The organism is Aminobacter sp. Y103A (assembly GCF_030294925.1).
Lineage (GTDB): Bacteria > Pseudomonadota > Alphaproteobacteria > Rhizobiales > Rhizobiaceae > Aminobacter > Aminobacter ciceronei.
The window spans coordinates 164,229-190,560 of the sequence record NZ_AP017987.1; the positions used below are offsets into that span (position 1 = coordinate 164,229).

24 protein-coding genes are annotated in these 26,332 nt (G+C 63.8%); 7 read left to right on the forward strand and 17 right to left on the reverse strand.

Annotated elements, in window-relative coordinates; genetic code table 11:
• Window positions 1–9: 9 nt before the first annotated feature.
• A complete protein-coding gene (locus Amn_RS28340; RefSeq protein WP_210252500.1) occupies window positions 10–1,677 on the reverse strand; it encodes a thiamine pyrophosphate-binding protein in 1,668 nt (555 codons plus the stop codon).
• 316 nt (window positions 1,678–1,993) lie between these two features.
• Here Amn_RS28340 and Amn_RS28345 point away from each other — a divergent pair, with 316 nt between their 5' ends.
• Window positions 1,994–3,178, forward strand: coding sequence for an amino acid aminotransferase (locus Amn_RS28345; protein WP_286298930.1), 1,185 nt, complete (start codon window positions 1,994–1,996; stop codon window positions 3,176–3,178).
• 128 nt (window positions 3,179–3,306) lie between these two features.
• Here the strand turns inward: Amn_RS28345 and Amn_RS28350 are convergent, their stop codons facing one another.
• The 11 genes from Amn_RS28350 to Amn_RS28400 are packed head-to-tail and all read right to left on the reverse strand — an operon-like array spanning window position 3,307 to window position 13,714.
• A complete protein-coding gene (locus Amn_RS28350) occupies window positions 3,307–4,479 on the reverse strand; it encodes a 4-hydroxybenzoate 3-monooxygenase (protein WP_067967557.1) in 1,173 nt (390 codons plus the stop codon).
• 46 nt (window positions 4,480–4,525) lie between these two features.
• The gene (locus Amn_RS28355) at window positions 4,526–5,194 is read right to left on the reverse strand and encodes a 4-carboxy-4-hydroxy-2-oxoadipate aldolase/oxaloacetate decarboxylase (RefSeq protein WP_067967559.1); all 669 of its coding nucleotides are present in this window, start codon (window positions 5,192–5,194) and stop codon (window positions 4,526–4,528) included.
• Entirely contained in the window at window positions 5,191–5,847 is a 657-nt protein-coding gene (locus tag Amn_RS28360; RefSeq protein ID WP_067967562.1) for an RraA family protein, read from the reverse strand. Before Amn_RS28360 ends, Amn_RS28355 begins: the two co-directional genes overlap by 4 nt.
• Window positions 5,844–6,506 (reverse strand): RraA family protein, encoded by a 663-nt coding sequence (locus tag Amn_RS28365; protein WP_154384271.1) that lies wholly within the window; start codon window positions 6,504–6,506, stop codon window positions 5,844–5,846. Before Amn_RS28365 ends, Amn_RS28360 begins: the two co-directional genes overlap by 4 nt.
• Window positions 6,503–7,519 (reverse strand): DODA-type extradiol aromatic ring-opening family dioxygenase, encoded by a 1,017-nt coding sequence (locus tag Amn_RS28370; RefSeq protein WP_067967568.1) that lies wholly within the window; start codon window positions 7,517–7,519, stop codon window positions 6,503–6,505. Before Amn_RS28370 ends, Amn_RS28365 begins: the two co-directional genes overlap by 4 nt.
• 47 nt (window positions 7,520–7,566) lie before the next feature.
• Window positions 7,567–8,592 carry an amidohydrolase family protein gene (locus Amn_RS28375; protein ID WP_067967571.1) on the reverse strand — a complete coding sequence of 342 codons (1,026 nt, stop codon included), beginning with the start codon at window positions 8,590–8,592 and terminating at the stop codon, window positions 7,567–7,569.
• Window positions 8,593–8,633: 41 nt separating this feature from the next.
• The gene (locus Amn_RS28380; protein WP_286298931.1) at window positions 8,634–10,295 is read right to left on the reverse strand and encodes an FAD-dependent oxidoreductase; all 1,662 of its coding nucleotides are present in this window, start codon (window positions 10,293–10,295) and stop codon (window positions 8,634–8,636) included.
• Complete coding sequence (locus tag Amn_RS28385) at window positions 10,292–10,702, reverse strand: Rieske (2Fe-2S) protein (protein ID WP_210252501.1); 411 nt, start codon at window positions 10,700–10,702, stop codon at window positions 10,292–10,294. Before Amn_RS28385 ends, Amn_RS28380 begins: the two co-directional genes overlap by 4 nt.
• A complete protein-coding gene (locus Amn_RS28390; protein ID WP_157097240.1) occupies window positions 10,699–10,998 on the reverse strand; it encodes a hypothetical protein in 300 nt (99 codons plus the stop codon). The genes Amn_RS28385 and Amn_RS28390 overlap by 4 nt, the downstream gene beginning before the upstream one ends.
• Before the next feature lie 11 nt (window positions 10,999–11,009).
• Window positions 11,010–12,263 (reverse strand): amidohydrolase family protein, encoded by a 1,254-nt coding sequence (locus Amn_RS28395; protein ID WP_154384273.1) that lies wholly within the window; start codon window positions 12,261–12,263, stop codon window positions 11,010–11,012.
• Between the two features lie 11 nt (window positions 12,264–12,274).
• Window positions 12,275–13,714 (reverse strand): NAD-dependent succinate-semialdehyde dehydrogenase, encoded by a 1,440-nt coding sequence (locus tag Amn_RS28400; protein ID WP_286298935.1) that lies wholly within the window; start codon window positions 13,712–13,714, stop codon window positions 12,275–12,277.
• 163 nt (window positions 13,715–13,877) lie between these two features.
• Here Amn_RS28400 and Amn_RS28405 point away from each other — a divergent pair, with 163 nt between their 5' ends.
• From Amn_RS28405 to Amn_RS28430, 6 genes are all read left to right on the forward strand, one after another.
• Window positions 13,878–14,654, forward strand: coding sequence for a FadR/GntR family transcriptional regulator (locus Amn_RS28405; protein WP_067967588.1), 777 nt, complete (start codon window positions 13,878–13,880; stop codon window positions 14,652–14,654).
• Window positions 14,655–14,783: 129 nt separating this feature from the next.
• Complete coding sequence (locus Amn_RS28410) at window positions 14,784–16,313, forward strand: ABC transporter substrate-binding protein (protein WP_067967591.1); 1,530 nt, start codon at window positions 14,784–14,786, stop codon at window positions 16,311–16,313.
• Between the two features lie 14 nt (window positions 16,314–16,327).
• On the forward strand, window positions 16,328–17,308 hold the full coding sequence (locus Amn_RS28415) for an ABC transporter permease (protein WP_067967595.1): 981 nt from the start codon (window positions 16,328–16,330) through the stop codon (window positions 17,306–17,308).
• A gap of 3 nt (window positions 17,309–17,311) precedes the next feature.
• Window positions 17,312–18,121 carry an ABC transporter permease gene (locus Amn_RS28420; protein WP_245432197.1) on the forward strand — a complete coding sequence of 270 codons (810 nt, stop codon included), beginning with the start codon at window positions 17,312–17,314 and terminating at the stop codon, window positions 18,119–18,121.
• Complete coding sequence (locus tag Amn_RS28425) at window positions 18,118–19,710, forward strand: ABC transporter ATP-binding protein (protein WP_154384275.1); 1,593 nt, start codon at window positions 18,118–18,120, stop codon at window positions 19,708–19,710. Before Amn_RS28420 ends, Amn_RS28425 begins: the two co-directional genes overlap by 4 nt.
• A 67-nt stretch (window positions 19,711–19,777) precedes the next feature.
• Window positions 19,778–21,187 (forward strand): aldehyde dehydrogenase family protein, encoded by a 1,410-nt coding sequence (locus tag Amn_RS28430; RefSeq protein ID WP_154384276.1) that lies wholly within the window; start codon window positions 19,778–19,780, stop codon window positions 21,185–21,187.
• Between the two features lie 123 nt (window positions 21,188–21,310).
• On the opposite strand, the gene hpaI is transcribed toward Amn_RS28430, so the two are convergent.
• Genes hpaI through hpaE form a run of 5 tightly spaced genes read right to left on the reverse strand, consistent with a single transcriptional unit; the run spans window position 21,311 to window position 26,325 of the window.
• A complete protein-coding gene (hpaI, locus tag Amn_RS28435) occupies window positions 21,311–22,117 on the reverse strand; it encodes a 4-hydroxy-2-oxoheptanedioate aldolase (RefSeq protein WP_286298938.1) in 807 nt (268 codons plus the stop codon).
• A gap of 10 nt (window positions 22,118–22,127) precedes the next feature.
• Entirely contained in the window at window positions 22,128–22,934 is an 807-nt protein-coding gene (gene hpaH / locus Amn_RS28440; protein WP_067967609.1) for a 2-oxo-hept-4-ene-1,7-dioate hydratase, read from the reverse strand.
• Entirely contained in the window at window positions 22,931–23,803 is an 873-nt protein-coding gene (locus Amn_RS28445; RefSeq protein ID WP_067967611.1) for a fumarylacetoacetate hydrolase family protein, read from the reverse strand. The genes hpaH and Amn_RS28445 overlap by 4 nt, the downstream gene beginning before the upstream one ends.
• Before the next feature lie 8 nt (window positions 23,804–23,811).
• Window positions 23,812–24,792, reverse strand: coding sequence for a 3,4-dihydroxyphenylacetate 2,3-dioxygenase (gene hpaD, locus Amn_RS28450; protein ID WP_067967614.1), 981 nt, complete (start codon window positions 24,790–24,792; stop codon window positions 23,812–23,814).
• 15 nt (window positions 24,793–24,807) lie between these two features.
• A complete protein-coding gene (gene hpaE / locus Amn_RS28455) occupies window positions 24,808–26,325 on the reverse strand; it encodes a 5-carboxymethyl-2-hydroxymuconate semialdehyde dehydrogenase (RefSeq protein WP_154384280.1) in 1,518 nt (505 codons plus the stop codon).
• Between the last annotated feature and the right edge of the window lie 7 nt (window positions 26,326–26,332).

Consider the following 26,332-nt stretch of genomic DNA (forward strand, 5'->3'; position numbering starts at 1 on the left):
CGGTGAGGTTCAGCCCAGCGGGTTGGCTGGTGGCGTGACGGGCGAGGGTACGAAGGGGTGGATCAGCGCCCAGGGGCTCGGCATCTCGCTGACCGAGACGGCAATCAGGGCCGGGCCGTTGCTGTCTTTTGCCCGCACAAGTGCGTCGTGAAGTCCCGATGGTGAGTCCACCTTTTCGAAGGGCAGGCCGAAGGCGCTTGCCAGATGGGCGAAGTCCGGGTTGGCGAGTTCGACCGCGAAGGTGTCGCCGAAGGTGCGCTGCTGGATGCGGCGGACATTGCCGTAGTGGCCGTCGACGAAGACCACGACCGACATGTTGCAGCCGTCGCGCGCCAACGTCGCCAGTTCCTGCATGCCCCAGCCGAAGCCGCCGTCGCCATTGAGCGAAACGACGCGCCGGTCCGGATTGCCGTGGGCGGCACCGAGTGCGGTGTTGAAGCCGTAGCCCAGTGTGCCCTGGTAGCCCGGGGTGACGTAAGAATTGGCGGCATGGACGGGGAAGGCGATGTTGGAGAAGTAGCCGACCTGGGTCAGTTCGCTGACGAGGATGTCGTCCTTGGCCATGCTGGAGCGAATGGCCCTGACATAGTCGGTTTGCGGCTGGATGGCATCGGTCTGCGATGCGGACCAGGCCTTGACCTTGCCGATCTTGTCTGATGACGAAGCTCGTATTTCGGACGGCAGAGCTGCGAGCAGGGCTTCGGCGGCGGCGGTTGCGTCCGACAGCACCAGGCAGCCCGGCGTGCGGGGTGCTCCGGCGGCACGCGCATCAACATTGACATAGACGTATCTGGTGTCGCCGCTGGCATGGGTCGGCTTGGCGATGCCGTCGATGAACCGGGTTCCGACCGCAACGATGACATCGGCATGCGGGAACACCGCGCGTCCGCCAAGTGATGTCAGGGCAAGCGGGTGGTTGTCATCAAGCAGACCGCGTGCGCCGTCAGTCATGACGACAGGCGCCTGCAACCGCTCGGCGAGCGCCTGGATGGCCTTGCCGGCACCTGATGCGGCGGCACCGCCGCCGACCTGGATGACGGGGAACTTCGCCTGCGCCAGGATGGCGGCCGCTTCCTCGATGGTGTCGGGCTGCGGTTCGAGGCGGCTGAATTCGGCGCGCGGCAAGACTTTCGTCACGCCCTTGGCCTGCAGCACGTCAGGCGGCAATTCGATGGCGACCGGGCGTGGATGGCCCGAGCGCAGCTGCACGAAGGCTTCATGGACAAGCGCGGGAACGTCTTCGGGGCGATGAGCAATGCCGTGCCACTTGGTCAGCGACTTGAGGATGCCGCTCTGGTCGGGGATTTCGTGCAGCATGCCGTGCTTCTGACCGATCAGGGTCGAGGGAATCTGGCCCGAGATGCAGAGCACGCGCGAGCTGCAGGCATAGGCGGTGGCGAGGCCGGACAGAGCGTTGAGCACGCCGGGGCCTGGCACGACCATGAACACGCCTTCGCGGCCGGTGGTGCGGGCATAGCCGTCGGCCATGTAGGACGTCGCCTGCTCGTGGCGGGGCATGATGTAGCGAATGCGGTCCGGCTGGCTGCGGATGGCGTCAACCGCCCAGTCGAGCTGAATACCGGGAATGCCGAAAATATCGGTCACGCCTTCTTCCAGGAGTTGGGCGACCAACGCCTGTCCTCCGGTCAGCTCCATAGGTTCGTAGTTCCCGTTCACGCCGCTTTTCTCCGATTGGTTTCGCTTGCAGGGCGGGCTCTGACCCGAGGCCGTTTTGCCGGCCCAGGAGCGTCCCAGAACCCTGCGAAGAGTCACATGAAATGCAAAGTCGTCTCATAATGCGTTACATCGTCTCGCTAGTCAACGACAAAACGCGATAGCTGGTCCGAGTTGGAATCCGCTTGGGCTAGCTGTCGTGTAACATCAGGAAAAATGCTAGAGGACGCGCGCCACAAGAGGTCAGCTTGATGAGTTCGAGTTGACCATGTTCAAAATACGCGATAAAGTCTCATAATACGAGACAATAGAGGGTGATATGTTTTCAAATCTCTCCACGCCGACAGCCGACCCGCTGCTCGGAATGATGCAGCAGTTCCGCGACGACCCGAGCGCCGACAAGGTCGACCTCGGCATCGGCATCTACAAGGACGGGCAGGGCAACGCGCCGGTGCTGGCAACGGTCAAACAGGCGGAATCCTTCCTGGTGGAGAACCAGAAGTCGAAGGCTTATGTCTCTTCGGCCGGCAACGAGGACTATAACCGCCTGACGCGGGAACTCATCTTCGGCGCCAATAGCGGCCTGCTTGCGCGGTCGCAGGCGATCCAGACGCCGGGCGGCACTGGTGCGTTGCGTGTCGCAGGCGATTTCGCCCACAGTGTGAAGCCTGGCGGCAAGGTCTTCCTGCCGGATCCGACCTGGCCGAACCATCCCTCGCTGTTGGCGGCAGCCGGTCTTCAGGTGGTCCGTTACCCCTATTACGATGTCGCGTCGGGCAAGCTGCAGTTCGACCGGATGATCGAGGCGCTGCGCGCCGCGGGTCCCGGCGACCTGGTGCTGTTCCACGGCTGCTGCCACAACCCCGGCGGCGCCGACCCGAGCCTGGCGCAGTGGGCCGAAATCGCCGAATTGCTCGCCTCGACCGGCGCCACCCCGCTGATCGACCTGGCCTATCTCGGTTTCGGCGACGGGCTGGCCGAGGATGCCGCCGGCGTCCGGCTCCTGGCCGAGCGCTTGCCGGAAATGCTGATTGCCAGCTCCTATTCGAAGAACTTTGCGCTCTACCGCGAACGCGTTGGCGCGCTGACCTTGGTGGCCAAGGATGAGGCCACGGCCAGCCGCGCGCACGGCCACCTGTTGCCGGTCGTCCGCACCAACTATTCGATGCCGCCGGACCACGGTGCTTCGGTCGTCGCTCACATTCTTGGCAATGTGGCTCTGCGCACGACCTGGGAAGGCGAGGTCGCTGAAATGCGCGGACGCATCAACGGCATGCGCGAAAAGCTGGTGGCAGCGCTTGCAGGTCGCACGACGCGCGACTTCGGATTCCTCGGCGTACAGCGCGGCATGTTCGCCATGCTCGGCATCACCCCTGCCGACGCCGAGCGGATGAAGGTCGAGCACCATGTCCACATCACCAGCTCGGGTCGCGTCAACGTCGCCGGCTTGAACGACAGCAATGTCGGCCATGTCGCCAACGCCATCGTCGCGGTCTGCGGCTGACTTCGGTGACGGCGGGCTTTGGTCCGCGTGAATGAAAGAAGGGCGGCGTTCCATCGGAACGCCGCCCTTTCCCTTTGAAAGCCTATCGCCGGGATCGGCTTGTCGCCGTGTTCCGGAATTGGTCCGGATCAGATTTCGTAAGGCAGGCCGAGCTGGGCCTTGCGCAGCCGCTGCTGGCCGATCTCGGTATTTCCCCAGTGGTTCAGCGTCTGGTACTGCATCCGGGTCTGGAAGCTCGTCTGGCCGGGGAAGATGTGCAGCGCCTCGCACATCGAGCAGGCCCAATGGACCGTCGGCCAGATCCGCCGCAGGCACATCTCCGAATAGCTGTCGAGCAGGGTGGTGTCGTTGGTCGTCAGCAAACGGCGGATCGCTTCGGCCATGATGCGCGCATCACCAACCGCGAGGTTAAGCCCCTTGCCGCCGCTCGGCGGAACGATATGTGCTGCGTCGCCGGCAATGGCCAGGCGGCCGTGGCGCATCTTCTCGCAGACATAGCCGCGCAGGCGCGCCACTGAGCGCTCGATGATCGGGCCGCGATTGAGCTGCGCTGCCGTGCCGTCGTCCATGCGGATGTCGAGTTCATCCCAGATCTGCTGGTCGCTCATCGCATTGGGGTCGGCGTCGGGTTCGACCTGCAGATAGAGCCGGCCGACCGACGCGGATCGGGCGGAGGCAACAGCCAGGCCGCGTGTTGAATGGGCAAAGCCGCGGCGGGCGGCAAGCGGCGCCGCCTCGGCCAGGATGCCGAGCCACGCAAACGGGTATTCGGTCAGGAAGACGTGCTCATCCGAGCCCGGAATGTGCCTGCGGCTGACGCCGTGGTAGCCGTCGCAGCCGGCGATGAACTGGCACTCCAGCACCTTATCTTCGCCATTATGGCGATAGTGGATGCGCGGAGCGTCCTCGATACCGTCGAGCCGCGATACGTCGGCTTCGAAGACGATCGGCAGGCCGTCGGCCTCGCGTTGAAGGATCAGGTCCTCGACGATCTTCTGCTGGCCGTAGGTGGTCAGGTGCCGACCGGTACCGTCGTCGAGCGAGATATCGGCCTTCTGCCTGTCCCAGCACAACTGCATCGAGCGCATCGGAATGCCCTCACGGTTGAGGCGCTCACCCATACCGTAGGTGCGCAGCGTGTCGACAGTACCCGATTCGAGAACGCCCGCCCGCACGCGCTCGAGCACATAGGCCCGCGTGCGTCGTTCGAGGATCACCGAGTCGATACCGTTGAGCTGGAGAATGCGCGCCACAAGCAGGCCGGCTGGCCCCGCGCCGATGATCCCGACCTGAGTTTTCATGAGTTCACCCATTGCTGCTGACTGGTTTGCGGCGCCGTGTCTGGCGTCAGTATTCGAGGCCCTTGTCCTTCAGGCGCCCGCGCAGATTGAATAGATCGAGGCTGAGGACGCCCTTGGCGAGTTCTGTGCGCTTGGCTTCCTCATCGGCGATGCGTCGCTCGGAAAGTTGCGCGACGGTATCGGCCAGTTGGCGCGGGATGATCACGACGCCGTCGTCATCGGCGACGACGACGTCCCCGGGATTGACCACCGCACCGGCACACGAGACCGGAACGTTCACCGATCCGATTGTTTCCTTGACCGTTCCCTGGGCACAGATCGCTGTCGACCAGACCGGAAACTTCATCTGGGTGAGGTCGCGGATGTCGCGGACGCCTGCGTCGATGACCAGGCCGATGCCGCCGCGCGCCATGACCGAGGTCGCCAGCAGGTCGCCGAAATAGCCGGCGTCGGACGGCGAGAAAGGTGCCACGACAAGGATGTCGCCTGGCTTGATCAGCTCGATAGCCACATGGATCATCCAGTTGTCGCCGGGCGGCACCAGGACGGTGACGGCGCTTCCCGCTATGGCGGCACCCGGATAGATCGGCCGCATGCGCGAGCTCATCAGGCCGGTGCGGCCTAGAGCTTCGTGGGTGGTGGCGACGCCGGCCTTGGCCAGCCGGGCGATTGCCGCGCTGTCGGCGCGTTCGATGTTGCGGACGACCTTGTTCATGACTGGCGGGTCTGCAGTGAGTGGTAGCGGTACTTCACGCGGGCATCGCGCAGCGACATGCCCTCGGTGATGGCTTTCCGGATGGCGTTTTCGGCGATGGCGATCTCGTCGGCGAGGTCGAGAACCTGCTCGGCCCGCTCGCTCGGAATGATGACGACGCCGTCGGCATCGCCGACCAGGATGTCGCCCTGGCGAACCAGCGCGCCGCCGATCTCGACCGTGATGCCGGTGGCGTCGACCTGGACACGGTCCTTGCCGGTCTTCATCGAATAGCTGCGCGAATAGATCGGGTAGCCGAGCCTGAGGCAAAGATCGACGTCGCGGCAGGCGCCGTCGATGACAGTCCCGGCAAGGCCCTTGTGGTTGGCCAACTGGGTCATGATATCGCCCCAGACCGTGCAGTCCTCGCGGCCGCGATTGTCGAGCACAACGACGGTGCCGGCCGGCAGGTCATCGATGAAGTCGCCGACATTGCCCGGTGCCAGCACGTCGACCGGCACGTAGCGGACGGTGAAGGCGCGGCCGACAAGCCTGAATTTGTGGTCGCGTGGCTTGATGCCCCGGCAGACGCCTTCGATGCCGAGCCGGTCCATGGCGTCGGACAGGGTGGCGCAGTCGTGTTTTCCGGCGCGTTCTACGGCCTGGTCGGTCATTGAATTGCCTCGAGCATGTCTTCGTAATCGGCGCCGAGCACCTGGGAGACCGGCTTGCCGGTCTTCAGGGCTTCGATCATCAGGCGTTCCTTGGCAGCGATACGCTCGCCGGTCCGGATCACCTTTTCTGCATTGTCGGCGGTGATGAACACCGCACCCGAACCGTCTGAAATGACGTAGTCGCCGGGCGTCACGATCACCGCGTCGATGGTGACGGGCACGTTGGTTGCGACCTCATGGACGCGGCCGCGAGCCGTGCGCACGGTGGTCGCGCGGGCAAAGATCGGAAAGTCGAGCCCGTTGGCTTCGTCCATGTCACGCAACGGCCCATCGACGATCACGCCCTGGATGCCGACAAGGCGCGCGGCCTGGGTCAGCACTCCGCCCCAGCCGCCGGCATCGATGCCGGGATGGGAAACGACGATCAGCGAGTTGGCGTCGCCGGCTTCGATGGCGCGGGCACCAAGATGGACCTTGGGTGCGCCTGCCGGCGCCGGGCCTTCGGCGAGGGCGACAGTGACAACGCGCCCGGCCACCACGCCGCTGCCGGAGCGGCGGGCGATGCCGGTGACGGCACCAGGCAGGCCGAGTGCGTCGAGCGCGTCCGAGACCGTGCAGGCATCGAGCCGGCGCAGCCGTTCAAGCAACTCTGCGCTCATGACTTGACGCCCCACCAGTACATGCCCTGGGCGGTGCCGGTACCGGCCGGTGAGCGGTAGCAAGGCACATAGGCCACTTCATGGAACTCTGTGTCGTAGGCTTCCATGACACCTGCGGTGGTGATCCAGCTCTTCATCTCCGAAGTGCCCGACTGGAGCTCCGAAAGCGGGATGTTCTTGAGGAACTCGGCATCCTTTTCGCGCATCGCCTGCATGAAGCGGGCGTCCCAGTCCTCATCGATGGTGAAATGGCTCATGCCGCCCGACCCGAACACGACGACACGGGCGTCGCTGTTCCAGGAGCGGATGGCCTCGCCGACGACCTGGCCGAACTTGTAGGAACGGCGGGCGGTCGGCTGGTTCGGCGGGAAGAAGGTGTTCTGGTAGATCGGAACGTTGGGGATGACCTTGTCGCGCATCACCTGGCGGTAGATATGGCCGAAGGCGTGGCTGATGCCGGTCGTGCGCGGATTGTGTGTCGGCAGTTTTGGCGAGACGGTGATGTCGAACTCGTTCTCGACCAGATTGCCGATGATGTGCTTGGCGAGCTCCGGCACCGTATCGTATTCGCGATACTCTTCCGGTGCATGCCCGGCCTCGCCCTCGGCGACACCAGGCGGCATCAGGCGGCGGCCCTCCTCGGTCGCCGGATGATGGCGGATCTTATCGCCGTAGTAGATCATGTAGGGCGGGCTCAAATCCTCGCCGTAGATTTCGTGCTGGTCGTTGCCGAAGATGATGGCGACGTCGGCCTTCATGGCATCGAAGGCATCGGCCAGTCGTTCGCTGGCGATGTGGCACTTCTCATAATTTGCAGTCATCGCCGCCATGGTGCTGCGTTCGGCAAGGTTCTCGTCCTTGCGCAATTCGCAGAGCTGGTCGAACGAATAGACGCCGCCCCGGAACGGGTGCATGCGGGTTCGGTCCGACTGGACGCGCAGCAGCCATTTGTCAGGCGTGGTGTGCAGTTGCGGCCCATGGGCCGTGCAGATGAAACCGACTATTTTCGCCATAGGTAGCCTCCATGTTGTTCCAAGGCTGCGCTTCAGGTGACCTGGCTTCAGGCTTCGATGTTGAAAAGCCGCGCGGCATTGCCGCCCAGGATTGCCTTGCGTTCATCATCAGAGATGAACGACAGACCGTTGATGTGCGGGATGATGGTGTCGAAGGTCTCGCCGGTCTCGGGGTCGATCGATGATCCGACGCCGGGCATTTCCGCGCCGTAGAGGCACTGCGAGGCGCCGACCACCTTGACCAGCAGTTCGATCGCGTCGCGCGAATAGAGCACGGTGTCGAAATAGAGCTTCTGCAGCCTGTCGCGGAAACGCACACCTGATGTCGACATGCCGTTGCGCGGCACCGTGGTCGCGTCGAAGCGGCCGAGCTGGTAGGGGATCGCGCCGCCGCCGTGGCTGACCAGGATCTTGAGCGCGGGAAAGTCTTCCAGCACGGTCGACTTGCACAGGCCGTAGACCGCGGTGGTCTCTTCGTTGATGAAGTGCAGCGAATAGGGTTCGCGCTCAGGCGCCCGTGAGCTTGCCGAATGGATATGGCCGACGACGTCGAGTTCGCAGAGCTTTTCGTAGAGCGGGTACCAGTAGCGATCGCCCATCGGCGGCGCCATGCGGCCATTGTTTTCGAACGGATCGGGGTTGATCAGGCAGCCGCGGAAGCCGAATTCCTTGACGCAGCGTTCGAGCTCCGGCAGCGCCTCGGTGATAGGGCTGTCACCGGTCTGCGGCAGGCCGGCGACGCCATAGAAGCGCTCCGGATAGAGTGCGCATTCCTGGGCGATGATGTCGTTGGCGTATTCGACATACCAGTGCACCAGCTTCTTGGGTTCTTCGGAATGCATGAGCTGGAACGGGCGCGGCGACAAAAGCTGGATGTCGACGCCGGCCTGGTCGAGACAGGCGAGGTGACCCATCGGTGCCATCTCGACGCGGTTGAAGGCCTGCTCCAGCGCTTCGTTGGATACAGGCGGCGCCTTGCGGCCATGCGCGCCGCGATGCGACAGGATGCTGGCCTTGTAGGCGGGAAGCTGATGCGGCACCGCCATATGTGCGTGACAGTCGATGATCTTCATCGGGCACTCCAGAATTCCAGAAAATTTCGCATTGGCCCGCCTCAGTTCATTGAGGCGGTGGTGCCGGTGATGGTGTCGAGCAGGGCGTTGGGGTCGGTCGGGCAGGCATCGCCGCGCCAGGCGACGTGCCGGTCAGGACGCGACAGCACCAGGGCTTCGGCGTAAGGCCCCACGCCATCGCTGCCGGGCACCACGTCAAGCAGCTGGACCGGAATCCCACGCGCGGCTGCCGCCGCCATCAAGGGTGTGACGTCGCGGGACGGGTCGAAGCGCAGCAAGGTGTAGTCGGGGCCCATCGCGTCATAGAGCGAGCGCTTGTCCGCCAACCAGATGTGCGGCGTGCGACAGCCGGGCACCGTCGACGGCGTGAACTCGGCCATCGAGTAGGCCGGCTGCGCCTGCTCGTCATAGGATATGATCGGCGAACGGTCGTAATAGTAGCCGAAGTTGAGGCCGCCGCAGCAATATTGCTGGACGTTCAGGTCGTAGATCTTGCGTCCCAGCGCCTCGCGCGCGGCGGCACCTTCTGCCGTGTCGTCTTCGATGTCGACAGGCACGACCTTGCGTTCCTTGGCCATGGCATGGGCATGGTTCATGGCGAAGACCGAGACCTGCTCGGTGATCGGCTGGCGCTCGGCGGCATAGGCATCGAGCATGCCTGCATTGCCCCATCCGGCGATGTTGGCGGCAAGCAGCCAGCCCAGGCACTCGGCGTCGGCGATGCCGGCGTTCATGCCGTAGCCGGCGTAAGGCACCCACAGATGTGCTGCGTCGCCGCAGATGAAGACCCGGCCTTTGTGGAAGCTGTCGGCGACGAGGCGACGGCCGAACCAGTCTTCGTTGGACAGGACCTCGTAGGAAAAGTCCGGTCCGACGCCGAGGATTTCGCGGATCGACCAGTCGCGGTCGACGCTGTCGAAATCCGGCTCGTCGTCACGCAGATAGTTGTGCACCAGCCAGGTCTCGCGGCCGTCGATGGCATAAACATTGCCACTGCGCCGTGGATTGAGCGAAAAGCTCGCCCAGGCCGGCGCGTCGTTCATCATGCCGAGCAACTGCGGCGCGCGGATGTAGGTCGACTGCACGCGCTGCACGACGGCGTCGCCGACGAGCTTGGCGCCGATGTCGCGGCGAACCTGCGAGCGGCCGCCATCGCAGCCGGCGAGATAACGCGCCGCGATCGTCGTCTGTTCGCCGCTGTCTATGTTGCGGGCGCTGATCTGAACGCCATCTTTGGTTTCGGCATGCGACAGATATTCGGTGCGGTTGAGCACCGTCAGCCCCGGCATTGCCACTGCGTGTTCGAACAGGATCGGCTCCAGGAACAGCTGGTTGATACGGTGTGGCGGCTCGGCAGTCGGCCAGTCGGTATCGGGCCCGCCTGTTGCCGTGAAGCGGTCGCGTCGGCAGGGGATGGGGATGCGCGTGATCGCCTTGCCGGTCATCGAGGTGCGGTAGGCGATGTCGTTGGCATAATCCTCGGGCAAGCCGGCATTGCGTGCCGCGCCGGCGACGCCCAGCCGCCTCAGTATCTCCATCGAACGTGCCGAGACGTGATTGCATTTCACGTTCGGCGGTTCGCCATGGTGACGTGTCTCAAGGATCGTCACGGCGACGCCGCGCTGCGCCAGGATCATGCCCAGCGTCAGCCCGACCGGCCCGGCGCCGACGATGAGGACGTCGGTTTCCACCATCGCCGTCATGCCCGTGGGCTCCCGACTGTCACCACGACGTTGCCGTCGGTTACCTGCACGGGAACAGGAGTCAGGCCGACCTTTGGGTCGATCGGGTGACGGCCGGTCAACATGTCGAACTCGAAGCCATGCCAGGGACAGACGATGTGGAGCTGTTCCTTGGAAAAGCCAAGGCCGAGGCTCTTGCCGTTGTCGGCCACCAGTTCCAGCGTGCGCGGCATGATCTTGCCCTGGCAAACCGGTCCGCCCATATGCGGGCAGATGTTGAGGTAGGCGCGCACTTCTTCGCCGACGAAGTAGATGCCGATGCCTGTGCCGTCGACATCGATGACCATGCGTTGGCGCTTCTTGAGCTCGTCGTGACGGCCCAACACGATCTGTTGCGACGCTGCCGTCGCCATGTCAGGGGCGCTCACGATGCCCTCCGGAACCACATTGCGAGGTCGAAGACGTTGAGATCGGCGGCGCGCAGCAGTTCGCTGACCAAGACTGCTGTCTCGGTGGCGGTCAGCGCGTCCTGACCGACAGGCGGAAAAATCTTGTCCGACTTCTCGACTTTGGTTGCGTAGAGCTTGCCGAGCGCGGTGAGTGCTACGGCGATATCGGCCTCGCTCACCCTGTCGAGCGTTCCGGATGCCAGGGCCTCCTCAGCAGATGCGGCTATCGCTGCGGCGGCCGCGCTGAAACCAGCGCCATGTTCTGATGTCGTCATGTTCTGTGCCATTACGATGCGGTTTTGGGGCGATTGGCGAGGACGTCCTCAGCCAGCGGCTTGCGACGGGTCGTGTCGAGCTTGAACAGCCGCGCGGCGTTGAGGCCGAGGATGTTGCGCTTGGCCTGCTCGGAGAGGAACGGCAGCGAGTCGATGGTCGCCGGCGAATCCCAGTCCCAGTGCGGCCAGTCCGAGGAGTAGAGCAACTGGGTCTCGGCGTTCATCGCCTCCATGGTCGCTTCGAGAAGCTTCATGTTGGTGCGCTCGAGCGGCTGGCTCGTGTAGTACATCTCGCGCATATATTCGCTCGGCAGCCGCTTCAGGCCAGGGGCCTCGCTGGGGCGCATCAGCACTTCATGGTCGAGCCGCTGCATCAGGAACGGGATCCAGGCGAGGCCACTCTCCACCCACAGCATGTTGAGCTTGGGGAAGCGCTCGGGCATCGCGTTGACGATCCAATTGGTGAGATGGATCTGGTTGTAGTGGGTGAACGACAGCGCATGCATCGACAGGAAGCGGTTGAGCTGCGCGAAGGACGGATCGCCCCAATGATAGCCGGAGTGGAAAGCCAGCGGCTTGTCCAGATCCTGGATCATCGAATAGAGCCGCATGTAGCAGTCGTGGTGGACCGGCTTGTTGCGGGTCGAGCAGACGGTGAAGCCGATGATGCCTTCGGTGTCGCCGTAGCGCTCGACCAGCTCTTCGCACGCCTCGGGCGTGTTGAAGGGCAAATAGAGCAGGCCCTTCATGCGGCTGTCGATCGGCAGGATGCGTTCGATCATCCAGCGGTTGAACGCCTTGGCCAGCGCCACCTCGATCTCGTCCTGCGGGTGCATGCCGAGCAGCAGCATGGCGCTCGGGAACACCACTTGGTAGTCGAGACCCATCGCATCCATGCTGCGGCGGGCGGTCGAGATGAAGCGGTGGACACTGTCGTCGCTGACCGGCTCGCGCCGGCCCTGGTGGCCGATGCGGCCGCCGACGCTTTGCAGCGACAGGCCCGGTGAGATGTTGAGCAGCGCGTTCTGGCCGCCAAAGCCCTTGACCTGGTGCTGGCCGATCTGACGCAGCACGTCATTGTCGATCAGGTCGATGATCTCCGACCAGAAATGATCTTCCGAAACATGGGCGTCGACGTCGACGATGAGATAGTCGTCGAAATTCCTGGCGGCCTGCTTGGTGGCGTGCGCCAGCACGTCGCGGGAATCCGTCGACCCGGTGATTTCGCCGATCTCACGGAAGTTGGGAATGGAATGCTCGGTCATTGCGCTACGCTTCAACCCTGTGTCACGAATTTGGTCACGAGATAGCTATCAAGGCCTTCCGCCCCGCCTTCGGAGCCATAGCCGCTCTCCTTGACCCCGCCGAACGGGGTCTCGGGCGTCGTCAGCATCATGTTGTTGATGCCGACCATGCCGGATTCGAGTTCGTCGCCGATGCGGGTGGCCGTCGTCGTGTCGCGGGTGAAGGCATAGGCGGATAAGCCGAAAGGAAGCCTGTTGGCCTCGGCAACGACGTCGTCGAAGTCCTTGAATCGACGTGTCACAGCGACCGGGCCGAACGGCTCCTCATTCATGATCCGCGCCTCGTTCGGTACGTCGGTCAGCACGGTCGGCTGCCAGAAGTAGCCGCGCTCGCCCTTGCGTTCGCCGCCCAGCTCGATGCGGGCGCCGGCGCGCTGCGCGTCCGAAACCAGGCTTTCCATGGCGTCGATGCGGCGGCTATTGGCGAGGGGACCCATCTGCGTTGCAGGATCGAGGCCATCACCCAGCTTGAGTGACGCAGCGACGGCGCGGAATTTTGCGACGAACCGGTCGTGAATGGCTTCGTGCAGGTAAAAGCGTGTCGGCGTGATGCAAATCTGGCCGGCATTGCGATACTTGGACCGTGCCGTCATCTCCGCCGCCTTCTCGATATCGGCGTCGGCGAAAACGATCGTGGGAGCGTGGCCGCCGAGTTCGAGCGTCGCCGGCTTGACGCCGTCTGCCGCCAGTCTGGCGAGGTGTTTGCCGACGCGGGTCGAGCCGGTGAACGAAATCTTCTTGATGATCGGCGATGCGATCAGATGCGTCGAAATATGGTCCGGCACGCCGAAGACGATGTTGAGCACGCCGTCGGGAAGGCCGGCATCTGCGAGCGCCTGGGCAATCGCCAGCGTCGGTGAAGGTGTCTCCTCAGCCGGCTTGGCGATGCAGGAACAGCCGGCGGCAAGGGCAGCGGCGATCTTGCGCGCCGGGATGGTGACCGGGAAATTCCACGGCGTGAAGGCTGCGACCGGGCCGATCGGCTCGCGGAACACCAGGCTGCGGACACCCGCTGTGCGCGACGGGATGATGCGTCCATAGGCGCGTCGGCCTTCCTCGGCATACCAGTCGAAGATGTCGGCAGCACCTTGCACCTCGGCCATGGAATCGCCGACCGGCTTTCCTTGTTCGAGCGTCATGAAGCGGGCGATGGCAGGTGCGCGTTCACGCAGCAGGGCCGCTGCCTGGCGCAGGATCTTGTAGCGCTCGAAGGCCGAAACCTTGCGCCAGGAGCGGAAGGCCGTGTCGGCCGCAGCCAGTGCATTGTCCAGGTCGACGGTGGTCGCAACTGGGATTTCGCCGACGGTTTCACCGCTGGCGGGGTTGATGACGGGCAGGATCTCGCGATCGGCCGTCCGAACCCTCTCGCAGCCGATGCGCAACGAGCGATCTATCTGATCTTCTGTGACCATATCCAACTCAACTGATTGAAATTGTTGAATGCGGGAGCTCGTCACCGCCAATCTTGAAATATATGATAGTTTAAAAAATTTGGTCGCGCAATCGTCATTTTTCGCTTGATATTTGGCTTGGAATGATCTTTTTTGTCCTAAATATCTTATCAAAGGGATCGACATGCAAAAGGCACCTGACGCCGAAGGTAGCGGTCTTACCCAGATGGTTGGCCCGGCCGAGCGGCTGTGGTCTTCGGGCAAGCAGACGACGCTGTCGGCGAGTGTGATCGACCAGATCCGGACCGTGCTGTTTGCCGGCAGGCTGGCGCCCGGTGATCGGCTGGGTTCGGAAGCTTCGCTTGCGCTGCAGTTCGGCGTCAGCCGCATGACCATGCGCGATGCCTTGCGTTCGCTGCAGGCGTCGGGCGTGATCGAGGTCAAGGTCGGCATCAAGGGCGGCATCTTCGTTGCCGAGGGCAATTCGGAGCGGCTGGCCGAGACCATCGCCATTCAGCTGAAGCTGATCGGGATAAGCACCGAGGAACTGCTCGACACGCAGATTGCCATCGAAGTGATGGCGGCGGGGCTTGCCGCCAGCAATGCGACCGGTGCCGACATCAAGGCGCTGCATGATGCGCTGGCCGAGGCCGAGCGTCTGGTCGACGACGCCGAGGAGTTCACCTGGGCGGCGATCAACTTTCACGGCTGCGTCGTCGCCGCCTCACACAATCGGGTGCTGGCAGCGCAATTCAGGGCGCTGAGCCATGTCCTGATGCCGCTCTATGTCAGGGGATCTTCGCCTGACGTGGCCCGTCGCGCGGTGGCGTTCCAGCGCGCGCTGATCGCCTGCATCGAGGCGCGTGAGCCCGATGCGGCCAGAAACCTCGTTTACGGACGTCTGCAGTTCGTCAAGTCGCGTCAGTTGGGCGACCTGGCGAAAGGAGAAGCCGGCGACTGACCACGGAGGAACGGCAGGGTCTGCGTCCTGCCGCTTTGGTTCCAAGCCGAAATGCAGAGGGGAATGCCTGCTGAACGCCGCAAGAGAAGCGGCGTTGCGGGTCAATTTGCGAAAAAGGGAGTGAGGAAGATGTTTACGATTTCGCGCCGAAGCCTGCTCAAGATCTCAGCGGCTTCCGGCCTGATGGCGGCTTTGCCCGGCGGTGGCGCATGGGCGGCCGAGCCCAAGCGCGGCGGGCACCTTGTCGTGGCCAGCGGTGGCGCCTCGACGGCGGATTCGCTGGATCCGCGCACGTTCGGTTCGCCCTATACCGCGGTCATGTCCGGCATCACCTACAATTCGCTGATCGAGGTCCATGGCCTCGACATGGAACTGCGGCCCGGCCTCGCCAAGAGCTGGGAGCCGGCCAATGGCGGCAAGAGCTGGATCTTCGATCTGGTCGAAGGTGCGACCTTCCACAATGGCAAGGCCTTTACCAGCGAGGACGTGGTGTTCTCGCTGAAGCGCCATGCCGAAGAAGCGTCGCGCTCCAACATGCGCAGCATCATCAAGGGCGTGAGCGATATCCGCGCCGATGGGCCGAACCGCGTCATCATCGACCTGCCCGAAGCCAACTACATGTTCCCGGCGATGCTGACGGCGTTCTCGCTGGGCATCGTTCCGGCCGGGACGACGACCTTCGACGGTGTCGGCACCGGCCCTTACAAGCTGAAGCGGTTTTCGCCGGGCGAGGTTCTCGAAGCCGAGCGCAACGAAAACTACTTCAAGTCGGACGCAGCTTTCGTCGACAGCCTCGAATTCCTCGCCATCAACGATGCCTCGGCGCTTGGCAGCGCGTTCCAGAGCGGCCAGATCCATCTGACCACGCTGCTCGACGCCCGTACCGCGCCGCTGATGCGCCAGATGCAGAACCTGAAGATCTACAACACCGAAGGCCGCGGCTTCATCTGCTTCAACATGCGCACCGACATGGCGCCGTTCGACAATCCCGACATGCGCATGGCGCTCAAGCTCGCCGTCAACCGTCCCGACATGCTCGAGCGTGTCTCGGTCGGCGTCGGCCGCATCGCCAACGATACGCCGGTTGCACCGAGCGATCCGGTCTTTGCCGCCGACCTGCCGCAGACTGAATACGATCCGAAGCGCGCCAAGGAACTGTTCGACAAGACCGGCTTCAAGGGTCCGCTGGTGCTGCAGACCTCGGAAGCGATCTCGTCGCGTGCCGTCGACATGGCGGTGATCTTCCAGGAGCACGCCGCCAAGGCGGGTATTCCGATCGAGGTCAAGCGCGAGCCGTCGGACGGTTATTGGGAAACCATCGTCGGCCAGACGCCGTTCCATGTTTCGGCCCGTTCCGACCGGCCGACTGCCGATGCGATCTTCTCGGTCGCCTTCCTCAGCACATCCGGAAACAACGAGTGCAAGTGGGTGAACAAGGACTTCGACGCCGCCGTCATCGCCGCGCGCGCCGAGCCTGACCTCGAGAAGCGCAAGGCCTTCTATGCGACCGCACAGAAGATCTGCCGGGAAGATGGCGGCACCATCATTCCTTTCTTCTCCAGCACGGTTGAAGGCACGACCAGCGACCTCGACGGTTTCGTGCCGTCGGCTCTGCAGATGGCCGGCTACCGCGCCATCGAGCAGGTCTGGTTCGCCTGACAGGACAAGACGGCATGACTCTGTTCGCCAATTCCCCGGTGAAATCGTTCGTAGTCGCCAGGGTTGCGTCCGGGCTCGTGTCGATCTTTTTCATTTCGTTCCTGGTTTTCCTGGGAACGTCGATGTTGCCGGGCGACGCAGCCAATGCGTTGCTCGGCCAGAATGCCACCCCTGAAACGGTCCTGGCCCTGCGTACCGAGCTGGGCCTCGACCAACCTTTGCCGGTGCGCTATTTCCACTGGCTCGGCAATGCGCTGCACGGCGATTTCGGGACATCGCTGTCCAATTCGCAGCCGGTCATCAACCTGTTGGTGCCGCGGCTGATCAACTCGCTGATCCTTGCCTTTTCGGCGGCGGTGATCGTCCTGCCGCTGGCCGTCGGCGTCGGGCTGCTCGCGGCGATCAACCGCGGCAAGGCGATTGACACCGCCACCGGTTCGATCTCCGCGATCTTCCTGTCGATGCCGTCGTTCCTGATCGGCTACCTCTTGGTCTTCATCTTCGCGGTCAAGCTGGGGCTGTTTCCACCGCTGTCGATGGTTCGCTCCAGCGCCAGCCTGCCGACATGGATTTCGGCGCTGACATTGCCGGTGCTGACCCTGGTGCTGGTAGCCCAGGCCCATGTGATGAAACTCACCCGCGCTGCCGTGCTCGGAGTGATGAGTTCGGACTATATCCTGATGGCCGAGACCAAAGGCATTCCGCGCAACAGGATCATCCTCAAGCACGCGCTGCCCAACGCACTGTCGCCGATCGTTTCGATCTGCATGATCACCATGGCGTATCTGATCGTCGACGTCGTGGTGATCGAGGCGGTGTTCAACTATCCCGGCATGGGCAAGCTGATGGTCGACGCGGTCGCCTATCGCGACATCCCGATGGTGCTGGCCTGCGGCGTGCTGTTCTCGACCATCTTCATCTCGCTCAATTTTGCCGCCGACTTTTTGGCCATGCTCGTCAATCCGCGTCAGCGCCTGCCCAGGAAGGGGAACTGAACCGTGTCGAGCAAGTTGACGCTGACCGTTTCCCTTGCCGTCCTCGCAACGATGGCGGCAGCCGCCATCCTTGCGCCGGTGCTGGCGCCGTTCCCGCCGAATGAGATGGTCCATGCCGCTTTCGATGCGCCCGGCGTGGGCGGTCTGCTGGGTGCCGACGGCCTCGGCCGGGACATGCTGTCCCGCATTCTCTACGCCACGCGCTACACCTTCGTTGCGACGCTGATCGCCACCACCCTTGCCTGCATGATCGGCGTGTCGCTGGCCATTATCGCCGGCCTGAGCAAGGGTTGGGTCGATATCGTCATCGGCCGTGCCGTCGACATACTGATGTCGATCCCGCAGATCATCTTTGCGCTGATCATCCTGGCTATCGCCGGCGTGTCGCTGACGACGCTGATCCTGACCATGGCCGTGCTGCAGTCGAGCACCTATTACCGCGTGACCCGGCCGATCGCCGGCGACCTCGCGGCGATGGAGTATGTCGAGGTCGGGCGCCTGCGTGGCGAACGGCTGCACTGGTATTTGTTCAAGGAAATACTGCCTAACATGGTGCCGTCGCTTTTGGCGCAGTTCGGACTGGGGCTTTCCTCCGCGGCACTCTTCATCAGTTCGCTCAGCTTCCTGGGCATCGGCATCCAGCCGCCTGCGGCCGATCTCGGCGGACTCGTCCGCGAGAATGCGCTCGCCCTTTCAACCGGCCGTCTGACGCCGCTGATCCCGGCATTCTGCATCGCGCTGTTCTGCCTGAGCGTGAACGGGATCGTTGATTGGCTTGTTGGCCGCTTTTCAGACAAACCGGACGTGAAATGAGCGGAAATCGGGTACTGAGCATCGACAATCTGCGCGTCGAGACAAAGTCGGGCGTGCTGCTCGACGACGTCTCGATCCATGTCGATCGCGGCGAAGTTCTTGGCATCATCGGTGAGTCAGGGGCCGGCAAGAGCACGCTGGCGCTGAGCTCGATCATGCTGTTCAAGTCTGGGTGCAGGCCGACATCAGGCTCGATCGAGCTGTGTGGTCAGTCGCTGATGGAACTCGGAACCACCGAGCTCGAAACCATCCGGCGCACCAGGGCGTCCTACGTCGCCCAAAGTGCCGCGGCTGCGTTCAACCCGTTCTACCGGCTCGAGGACCAGGTCACCGAAATCCCTGCGATGGCGCAGAAGCTGACCTCAGCCCAGCGGCGTCGCATGGCAGTCGAGCTGTTCGAGGAGCTCCAGCTTCCTGACCCCAGGAGTTTCGGCCGGCGCTATCCGCATCAGGTCTCGGGCGGCCAGTTGCAGCGGGCGATGATCGCCATGGCGCTGATCAACCAGCCCGACCTGATCATTTTCGATGAGCCGACCACAGCACTCGACGTGACGACGCAGATCGAGGTGCTCAGGCTGATCAAGAAGGTGGCGAGCACCCACAATTGCGGCGCCCTCTACATCTCGCATGACCTGGCCGTGGTGTCGCAGATGGCCGACCGCGTCGTCGTCATGCGCAACGGCAAGATGGTCGAGCAGGGGCCGACGCGCCAGCTCGTCGACAACCCGCAGACGGAATACGCCCAGCGTCTTGTCGCGCACCAGGGCGATGGCACCTATGCCACTGCCAATGGCAGCGACGAAACCCTGCTCGACGTCCGCAACGTCGATGTCGGTTATGGCGGCGTCACGGCGGTCAAGGACGCGTCGATCAGGCTTGGCGCCGGCTCGGTGCTGGCGCTCGTCGGCGAGTCCGGCAGCGGCAAGACCACTTTGGCGCGCAGCATCGCTGGCCTGCAGCCAGCGCGCACTGGGCAGATCCGCATGCGCGACAGCGTGTTGGCGCCTGTGGTCGAGCGCCGCAGCTTCGATCAGCGGCGGCTGATCCAGTACATCCACCAGCTGCCGGACCTCGCGCTCAATCCGCGCCAGACCGTCCGCGATGTCATCGGGCGTCCGCTCAGCTTTTTCTACGGATTGCGTGGCGTCGCCGCCGAGCAGCGGCTGCTCGAACTGATGGAGGCGATCGAACTTCCGGCGGCCTATCTCGACCGCTATCCGGCATCGCTTTCGGGCGGGCAGAAGCAGCGCGTCTGCATCGCCCGTTCGCTTGCCGCAAAACCGGACATCCTGATCTGCGACGAGATCACCTCGGCGCTCGATCCGCTGGTCGAGGAAAGCATCGTCAAGCTGCTCACCCGCCTGATCAAGGACGAGGGCCTCAGCATCCTGTTCATCACCCACAATCTTGGCCTCGCGCTGCGCTTCTCGCACAAGACCGCGGTGATGCAGGCAGGACGTATCGTCGAGCATGGCGATACGCGTACCGTGTTCGAACAGCCGCAGTCCGACTATACGCGCAGCCTGATCCGCGCGGTGCCGCAGCTACGGGAAGGCTGGCTGGACGGCTTTTCCGCCGATGCCGCCTGAAGGAAGCGTGGCCGCTTGTGCGGCCAGTGCCGCGATTTGCGGTGGTTCAAATTCGAGGGAGACAACCATGACGCAGTCCCATGCGATGATCATCAATGGCGAAAGGGTGGAGGCGGCAGGCACGTTTGGCGTCATCGATCCCGCACGGGCGGAGGTCTTCGCCGACTGTCCTGCCGCCAGTCCTGAGCATCTCGACGCAGCCGTCGCAGCCGCGCGTAAAGCGTTCCCGACATGGCGTGACACGGTGATCGAAGAGAGGGCACGCCTGCTCAACGAGATCGCCAACGCGGTTGAAGCCGACAAAGATGCCTTGGCGGTGCTGCTCTCGACCGAACAGGGCAAACCACGCGCCAGCGCCCATGGCGAGATTGGTGCCGCCATTCACTGGATGCGCGAGACGGCAAAGCTCAGGCCACCGGTTGAAGTGATCCGTGACGACGAGAAGAACAGGATCGAGGTACACCGCAAGCCGCTCGGCGTTGTCGGCTCGATCACGCCGTGGAACCATCCGGTGCTGATCGCCACCTGGCACGTCATGCCGGCGCTGATGGCGGGCAATTGCGTGGTCATCAAGCCGTCGTCCTACACGCCGCTGAGCACGCTTCGGCTCGTCGAGCTTGCCAATGTGCATCTTCCGCGCGGCGTGCTCAATTCGGTCACCGGCGAAGGCGGCATTGGTCGCGCCATCACCGGCCACCCCGGCATCGACAAGATCGTCTTCACCGGCTCGACGCCGACCGGCCGCAACATCATGTCGAATGCCGCCGACACGCTGAAGCGCCTGACGCTCGAACTCGGCGGAAACGATGCGGCAATCGTCTTGCCCGACGCCGACATCGACGCCATCGCGCCGGTGATCTTCGCCAAGTCCTTCGGCAATAGCGGCCAGACATGTGCCGCGCTCAAGCGCCTTTACGTGCATGAGAGCCTGCATGACGCGCTCGCCGAAAAGATCGCTGTCCTGGCGCGTGCCGCCAAGGTCGGTCCGGCCAGCGATCCGGCCAGCCAATTCGGGCCCCTGCAAAACAAGGCGCAGTTCGATCTGGTGCGTGCACTTGCCGACGACGCCCGGGCCAATGGCGGACGTTTCCTGGCAGGCGGCGAAGCGTCAGACGAGGCGGGCTATTTCTTCCCGCTGACCGTCGTCACCGAAGTGACGGACGGCATGCGCATCGTCGACGAAGAGCAGTTCGGCCCGATCCTGCCAATCGTGCGCTACAGCGACGTCGACGATGCGATTGCGCGCGCCAATGCCAGCGAAAACGGGCTGGGTGGTTCGATCTGGTCGACCGACATCAAGAAAGCGGAAGCTCTGGCGCGGCGTCTCGAATGTGGAACCGCCTGGGTCAACGACCACAGCTCGATCTCGCCGGCGGCACCCTTTGGCGGCGCCAAACAGTCAGGCATCGGCGTCGAGTTCGGCCACTGGGGGCTGGAGGAGTACATGCAGATGCAGACGGTCCACATCACGCGCTGAGCGTGATGTGGCTGCAAGTTTGTGCTGCCGAAGCAGTCCGCCCGCTGGCGCCGGCAGACGCAGGACAGCAAAAGGAAAGGGCGGCACAAGGACCGCCCTTTCTTCATTTCAGATAGAGCATTCTCAGTAGCCGGAGCCACTTGCCTGCGGCTCGCCTTTGCCGCTGGTCCTGAACTTCGCCGCAAGTGCGCTGGTTGCTTGTGCCAGCAAGCCGACGTCGTTGCCAACTGCGACGAAGGTTGCACCGAGGTTCAGGTAACGCTGGGCCAGACTGGGGTCGGAGGTGAGGATACCGGCAGCCTTGCCTGACATGCCAATGCGGTGGATCGCATCCTCCACGGCTGCCTGCACCTCCGGTGCGCCGGGCTTGCCGAGATGGCCCATGTCGGCGGCGAGGTCGGCCGGGCCGATGAAGACGCCGTCGACGCCGTCGACAGCGGCGATGGCTTCAAGCTGCGCCAGTCCGGCCTGGCTTTCCAGCTGGACCAGCAGACAGGTCTGGTCGTTTGCGGTGGCCAGATAGTCGGGGATGCGGTTGAAGGCGGAAGCGCGGGCAAGCGCTGCGCCCACGCCGCGCACGCCATGCGGCGGGTAGCGCATTGCCTTGACCAGCTCTTTCGCCTGGTCGGCGGTTTCGACCATCGGTACCAGGATGGTCTGGGCGCCGATGTCGAGCAGTTGCTTGATGATCCAGGTTTCGCCGATCGGCGGGCGCACGACGGCATGAGAGCCGGAGGCCGCGATGGCCTGTAGTTGCGCGGCCATGACGGGCAGGTCGTTCGGCGCGTGCTCGCCGTCGATGACCAGCCAGTCGAAGCCGGCGCCGGCGCAGATCTCGGCGGTGTAGGCATTGGCAAGACCGAGCCAGAGGCCGATCTGGGCGTCGCCGTTCAGCAGGGCGGCTTTAAAAATGTTGCGTGGTGCGGGCATGACGATGTCCTCAGGCGAAGTAGGCGCTTACGGTGCCGAAGGGGCCGAAGTCGGCCATGATGGTGTCGCCGTGGCGCGCTTCGACGGGGCGGATGAACGAGCCCGAGAGCACGATGTCGCCGGCCGCAATCGAACCGCCGAACATGGCGAGCCGGTTGGCCAGCCAGGCTATGCCGGCTGCAGGATGATTGAGCACGCCAGCACCCAGGCCGGTTTCCTCGACTTCGCCATTGCGCGATACGATGGCGCCGATCCAGCGCATGTCGGCCTCGGTCGGCCGCATTGGCCGCCCGCCGGTGATGATGCCGGCATTGGCGGCGTTGTCGGAGATGGTGTCGACGATGGTGCGGGTGCGGCCCGTTGCCGGGTCGCTGCGCAGGATACGCGTGTCGAGGATCTCGATGGCCGGCGCAATGAAATCGGTGGCGTTGAGCACGTCGAACACCGTCGTGTTCGGACCCTGCAGCGGCGCTTTCATGACGAAAGCGATCTCGGCCTCGATGCGCGGCTGGATGAAGCGGTCAGTCGGGATGGTCGCGGCATCGGCGAACATCATGTCGTCAAGCAGGACGCCTGAATCGGGAATGTCGATGTTGAGCGCATATTGCATCGCCTTCGATGTCAGGCCGATCTTCCAGCCGATCCTGCGCCGACCCTGGGCGAGCTTGAGCTGGACCCATGCGGCCTGCACGGCATAGGCGTCCTCCATCTCCATCTCGGGGTGATCGAGCGACAACAGCCCGATCTGCTTGCGCTGCTTTTCGGCCTGGTCGAGGCGTTGCGCTGCTGTCTGATGCTGCTCTGGCTTGAGCTTCATGGCTGTTCGTCCATGACGGTGTTGCGCAATGTGCCGATGCCTTCCGCTTCGACTTCCACGGTGTCGCCCGGGACCAGCCAGCGCGGCGGATCGAAGCGCGCGCCGGCGCCGGTCGGTGTGCCGGTGACGATGACGTCGCCCGGAACAAGCGCGGTGAAGGTCGAGATGTAGCTGATCAGCTTGCGGAAGCCGAAGATCATGCGGCTTGTGCGGTCATCCTGCCGCAGCTCGCCATTGACCTTCGTCGTCAGGCGAATGTCGGCAAGCTGGGCTTCGTCCGTATAGGGCACCAGCCAGGGGCCGATGGCGCCGGTGGCGTCGAAGTTCTTGCCCTGGGTCACGTTGAACTTGGCGTGCCGGACCCAGTCGCGGATCGTGCCTTCGTTGCAGAGTGAAAGTGCTGCGATATGGTTGAGCGCGTCGCGCTCGGCAATGCGGCGTCCGCCCTTGCCGATGACGATGACGATCTCGCCTTCATAGTCGAACTGCGGTGACTCCGGTGGCCGGACGATGGCCGCGCCATGGCCGACAAAGGAACGCGGGAAACGGATGAACAGCGACGGATTGCCGGGCGCCGCCTGGCCGTCCTTGTACTCTTCGTTGCGGTCGGGGAAGTTGACTCCGACGCAGATCAGCTTCTCCGGCGCCGGGATCGGGATCTGGTAGGTGATCTCGGCTTCCGAAATGTCGGCCGCGCGCTGTTCAGCGGCTTCCGTGAGCCGAGCGAGACCGTTCGCCGCGATAACCTCGCGCAGCGTCGGCCATTGCGGGAACTGTGGTGCCAGGTCGACAACACCTTTGGCGGTCACCGCGCCGTAGCTCGTCTTGCCGGCGTGGGTGTAAGTGGCGAAACGCGGCCGTTCGGTCATGTCTGATCTCACGGTGCGATGATCGGCGAGGCGGCAAGCGCCGACGGGCGCGGCTCGGTGCCGGCGAATGTGCTGCCTTCCTCGAACCACGAGCGCGGGGCAGGGGCGCCCCACAGCGTCTGGCGCTGCGGATCCTTCAGGTCCCACTTGATCGGCTCCAGGTCGGGGTCAACCGTCTGGTAGTCCGAGCAATAGATCTCGATGCGGTGACCGTCGGGATCGCGGATGTAGAGGAAGAATGCGTTGGAGATGCCGTGGCGGCCGGGTCCACGCTCGATGTTGCCGACGTAACCGGTGGTCGCCATCAGGTCGAGCAGGTCGATGATGTTGAGCGGCGTCGGCACCCAGAAGGCGACATGGTGCAGGCGCGGTCCGAGCCCGTTGGTGAAGGCGATGTCGTGCACGCCGCCCTTGCGGTGGGTCCACGCCGCCCACAGGCGACCGGTCTCGTTGTCCTCGGTGAATTCAGTGACGCGGAAGCCGAGCTCGTTGTAGAAGGCGACCGACTGGTCGACGTCGGGCGAGAAGCAGTTGAAGTGATCGATGCGCAGCGGCTTCACGCCCTTGTAGAGCGCGTATTTCTGGTGGATCGGCGCCAGCCGGTCCATCCTGGAATAGAACTCCAGTGGAATGCCGTGCGGGTCGCGGGTGCGCAACGTGCGCGACTGGTACGGCCGCTCGACCCATTCGACCGGCAACTCCTTCGCCCTGAAGAAGTGCTCGGCCTTGTCGAGATCTTCGTCCGAAAACACCTTGAAGCCGAGGTCGCGGGCTTCGGCCCGGTCGCTCTTTTTCAGCACGATGCAATGGTGGCCGCGCTCTTCCATGGCGCGCAGATAGATGGTTTCGGCGGTCTCGTCGGTGACCTGCAGGCCGAGCGTGTCGACATAGAAGGCGCGGGACTTGGCAAGGTCCGTCACCGCCAGCTCGACATGGCTCAGCCGTACGATGTTGAAGGCGGGATAGAGGTTTGGTGTGGGCAATGGCATGTCTAATGTTCCCGCTCAGCCGCCGAGCTTCTGGATGTTGTGGGCCGCCGTGGCGAAGGCGATGTTCTTTGTTTCCATGTAGAAGTCGAACGACCAGTCGCCGCCGTCGCGGCCGATGCCGGAATTCTTGACGCCGCCGAACGGCGCCGGCAGATGGCGGACGTTCTCCGAATTGACCCAGATCATTCCCGCAGCCAGCCCTTCGGTGAAGCGCAGGGCGCGCGTCACATCCGATGTCCACAGATATCCGGCAAGACCGTATTGGGTGTCGTTGGCAATCGAAAGCGCTTCGGCTTCAGTCTCGAACGGGATCGCGGTCAGCACCGGCCCGAAGATCTCTTCCTGGGCGATGCGCATGTCGTTGCGCGCGCCGGTAAACAATGTCGGCGCGACATAGCAGCCGCCGCCGGGCCCTTCGACCTTGGTGCCGCCGGCGGCGACGGTAGCACCTTCCGAGCGGGCGAGTTCGATGTAGGACAGCACCTTGGTCTCATGCACCGGGTGGATCAGCGGGCCGACGACAGTCTTCGGATCGAGCGGGTGGCCGACGTGGATACGCTTGGCCTTTTCCGCCACCATGGCTACAAACGTGTCGTGGATCGAGGCTTCGACCAGCAGGCGTGACGACGAAGTGCAGCGCTCGCCATTGAGCGAGTAGATCATGAACACGGCGGCGTCCGCTGCGCGCTCGAGGTCGGCATCGGCAAACACGATCACCGGGTTCTTGCCGCCGAGCTCGAAATGCACGCGCTTCAGCGTGTCGGCGCCCTGGCGCATGATCATCGAACCGGTGCGGCTCTCGCCGACGAAGCCGATTGCCTTGATGTCAGGGTGTTCGGTCAGCGCCTTGCCGGCATCCTCGCCCAGGCCGTTGACCAGGTTCCAGACACCCTTCGGCAAGCCCGCCTCTTCGGCGATCTCGACGAGCAGCCGTGCTGTCAGCGGCGAGAACTCGGCCGGCTTGTGCACGATCGTGCAACCTGCGGCGAGCGCCGGGGCGATCTTCCACGTCGACAGCATGAACGGCGTGTTCCACGGCGTGATGACGCCGACCGGGCCGATCGGCACGCGGGTCGTGATGTTCAACTGGCCGGGCGCCTGCAGCGTGCGGCCGTCGCGCGCCTCGGGTGCCTTGTCGGCGTAGTAGCGGAAGTTCTCAGCACCGCGCAGGGCCGCCTTGGCCATGAACTTCAGCGACTGGCCGGTATCCATGCATTCGACGAAGGCGATTTCCTCGGCCCGCTTGACGATGGCGTCGGCGATGGCGTGAAGCATCTTCTTGCGGGCATCGCCCGATTGGGCAGCCCATGCCGGAAAGGCTGCCTTGGCTGCCTTTGCCGCCATGTCGATGTCAGCCGCCTTGCCATGCGCCACCCGGGCGAGCGGCTTGAGGTCGACCGGCGAGATGGTCTCGAAGGTCGTGCCGTCGAGCGCAGGCATCGCCTCGCCATTGATGTGGTTGCTGACCCCGCCTGTCTTGAAGCGTTCGAGATAGGCTTCAGCCTTGCGCAGGTTGTTTTCGAAATCTGACATTGAGGTT

Bases quoted from the DNA above. Each gene is read 5' to 3' on its own strand.
- hpaI (WP_286298938.1), bottom strand. From the start codon at position 22,117: ATGCCCGCACCACGCAACATTTTTAAAGCCGCCCTGCTGAACGGCGAC.
- Amn_RS28375 (WP_067967571.1), bottom strand. From the start codon at position 8,592: ATGAAGATCATCGACTGTCACGCACATATGGCGGTGCCGCATCAGCTT.
- Amn_RS28400 (WP_286298935.1), bottom strand. From the start codon at position 13,714: ATGGTCACAGAAGATCAGATAGATCGCTCGTTGCGCATCGGCTGCGAG.
- Amn_RS28415 (WP_067967595.1), top strand. From the start codon at position 16,328: ATGACTCTGTTCGCCAATTCCCCGGTGAAATCGTTCGTAGTCGCCAGG.
- Amn_RS28395 (WP_154384273.1), bottom strand. From the start codon at position 12,263: ATGACCGAGCATTCCATTCCCAACTTCCGTGAGATCGGCGAAATCACC.
- Amn_RS28425 (WP_154384275.1), top strand. From the start codon at position 18,118: ATGAGCGGAAATCGGGTACTGAGCATCGACAATCTGCGCGTCGAGACA.
- Amn_RS28365 (WP_154384271.1), bottom strand. From the start codon at position 6,506: ATGAGCGCAGAGTTGCTTGAACGGCTGCGCCGGCTCGATGCCTGCACG.
- hpaE (WP_154384280.1), bottom strand. From the start codon at position 26,325: ATGTCAGATTTCGAAAACAACCTGCGCAAGGCTGAAGCCTATCTCGAA.
- Amn_RS28370 (WP_067967568.1), bottom strand. From the start codon at position 7,519: ATGGCGAAAATAGTCGGTTTCATCTGCACGGCCCATGGGCCGCAACTG.
- Amn_RS28445 (WP_067967611.1), bottom strand. From the start codon at position 23,803: ATGACCGAACGGCCGCGTTTCGCCACTTACACCCACGCCGGCAAGACG.
- hpaD (WP_067967614.1), bottom strand. From the start codon at position 24,792: ATGCCATTGCCCACACCAAACCTCTATCCCGCCTTCAACATCGTACGG.
- Amn_RS28360 (WP_067967562.1), bottom strand. From the start codon at position 5,847: ATGACCGACCAGGCCGTAGAACGCGCCGGAAAACACGACTGCGCCACC.
- Amn_RS28355 (WP_067967559.1), bottom strand. From the start codon at position 5,194: ATGAACAAGGTCGTCCGCAACATCGAACGCGCCGACAGCGCGGCAATC.
- Amn_RS28345 (WP_286298930.1), top strand. From the start codon at position 1,994: ATGTTTTCAAATCTCTCCACGCCGACAGCCGACCCGCTGCTCGGAATG.
- Amn_RS28430 (WP_154384276.1), top strand. From the start codon at position 19,778: ATGACGCAGTCCCATGCGATGATCATCAATGGCGAAAGGGTGGAGGCG.
- Amn_RS28405 (WP_067967588.1), top strand. From the start codon at position 13,878: ATGCAAAAGGCACCTGACGCCGAAGGTAGCGGTCTTACCCAGATGGTT.
- Amn_RS28380 (WP_286298931.1), bottom strand. From the start codon at position 10,295: ATGACGGCGATGGTGGAAACCGACGTCCTCATCGTCGGCGCCGGGCCG.
- Amn_RS28410 (WP_067967591.1), top strand. From the start codon at position 14,784: ATGTTTACGATTTCGCGCCGAAGCCTGCTCAAGATCTCAGCGGCTTCC.
- Amn_RS28350 (WP_067967557.1), bottom strand. From the start codon at position 4,479: ATGAAAACTCAGGTCGGGATCATCGGCGCGGGGCCAGCCGGCCTGCTT.
- Amn_RS28390 (WP_157097240.1), bottom strand. From the start codon at position 10,998: ATGACGACATCAGAACATGGCGCTGGTTTCAGCGCGGCCGCCGCAGCG.
- hpaH (WP_067967609.1), bottom strand. From the start codon at position 22,934: ATGAAGCTCAAGCCAGAGCAGCATCAGACAGCAGCGCAACGCCTCGAC.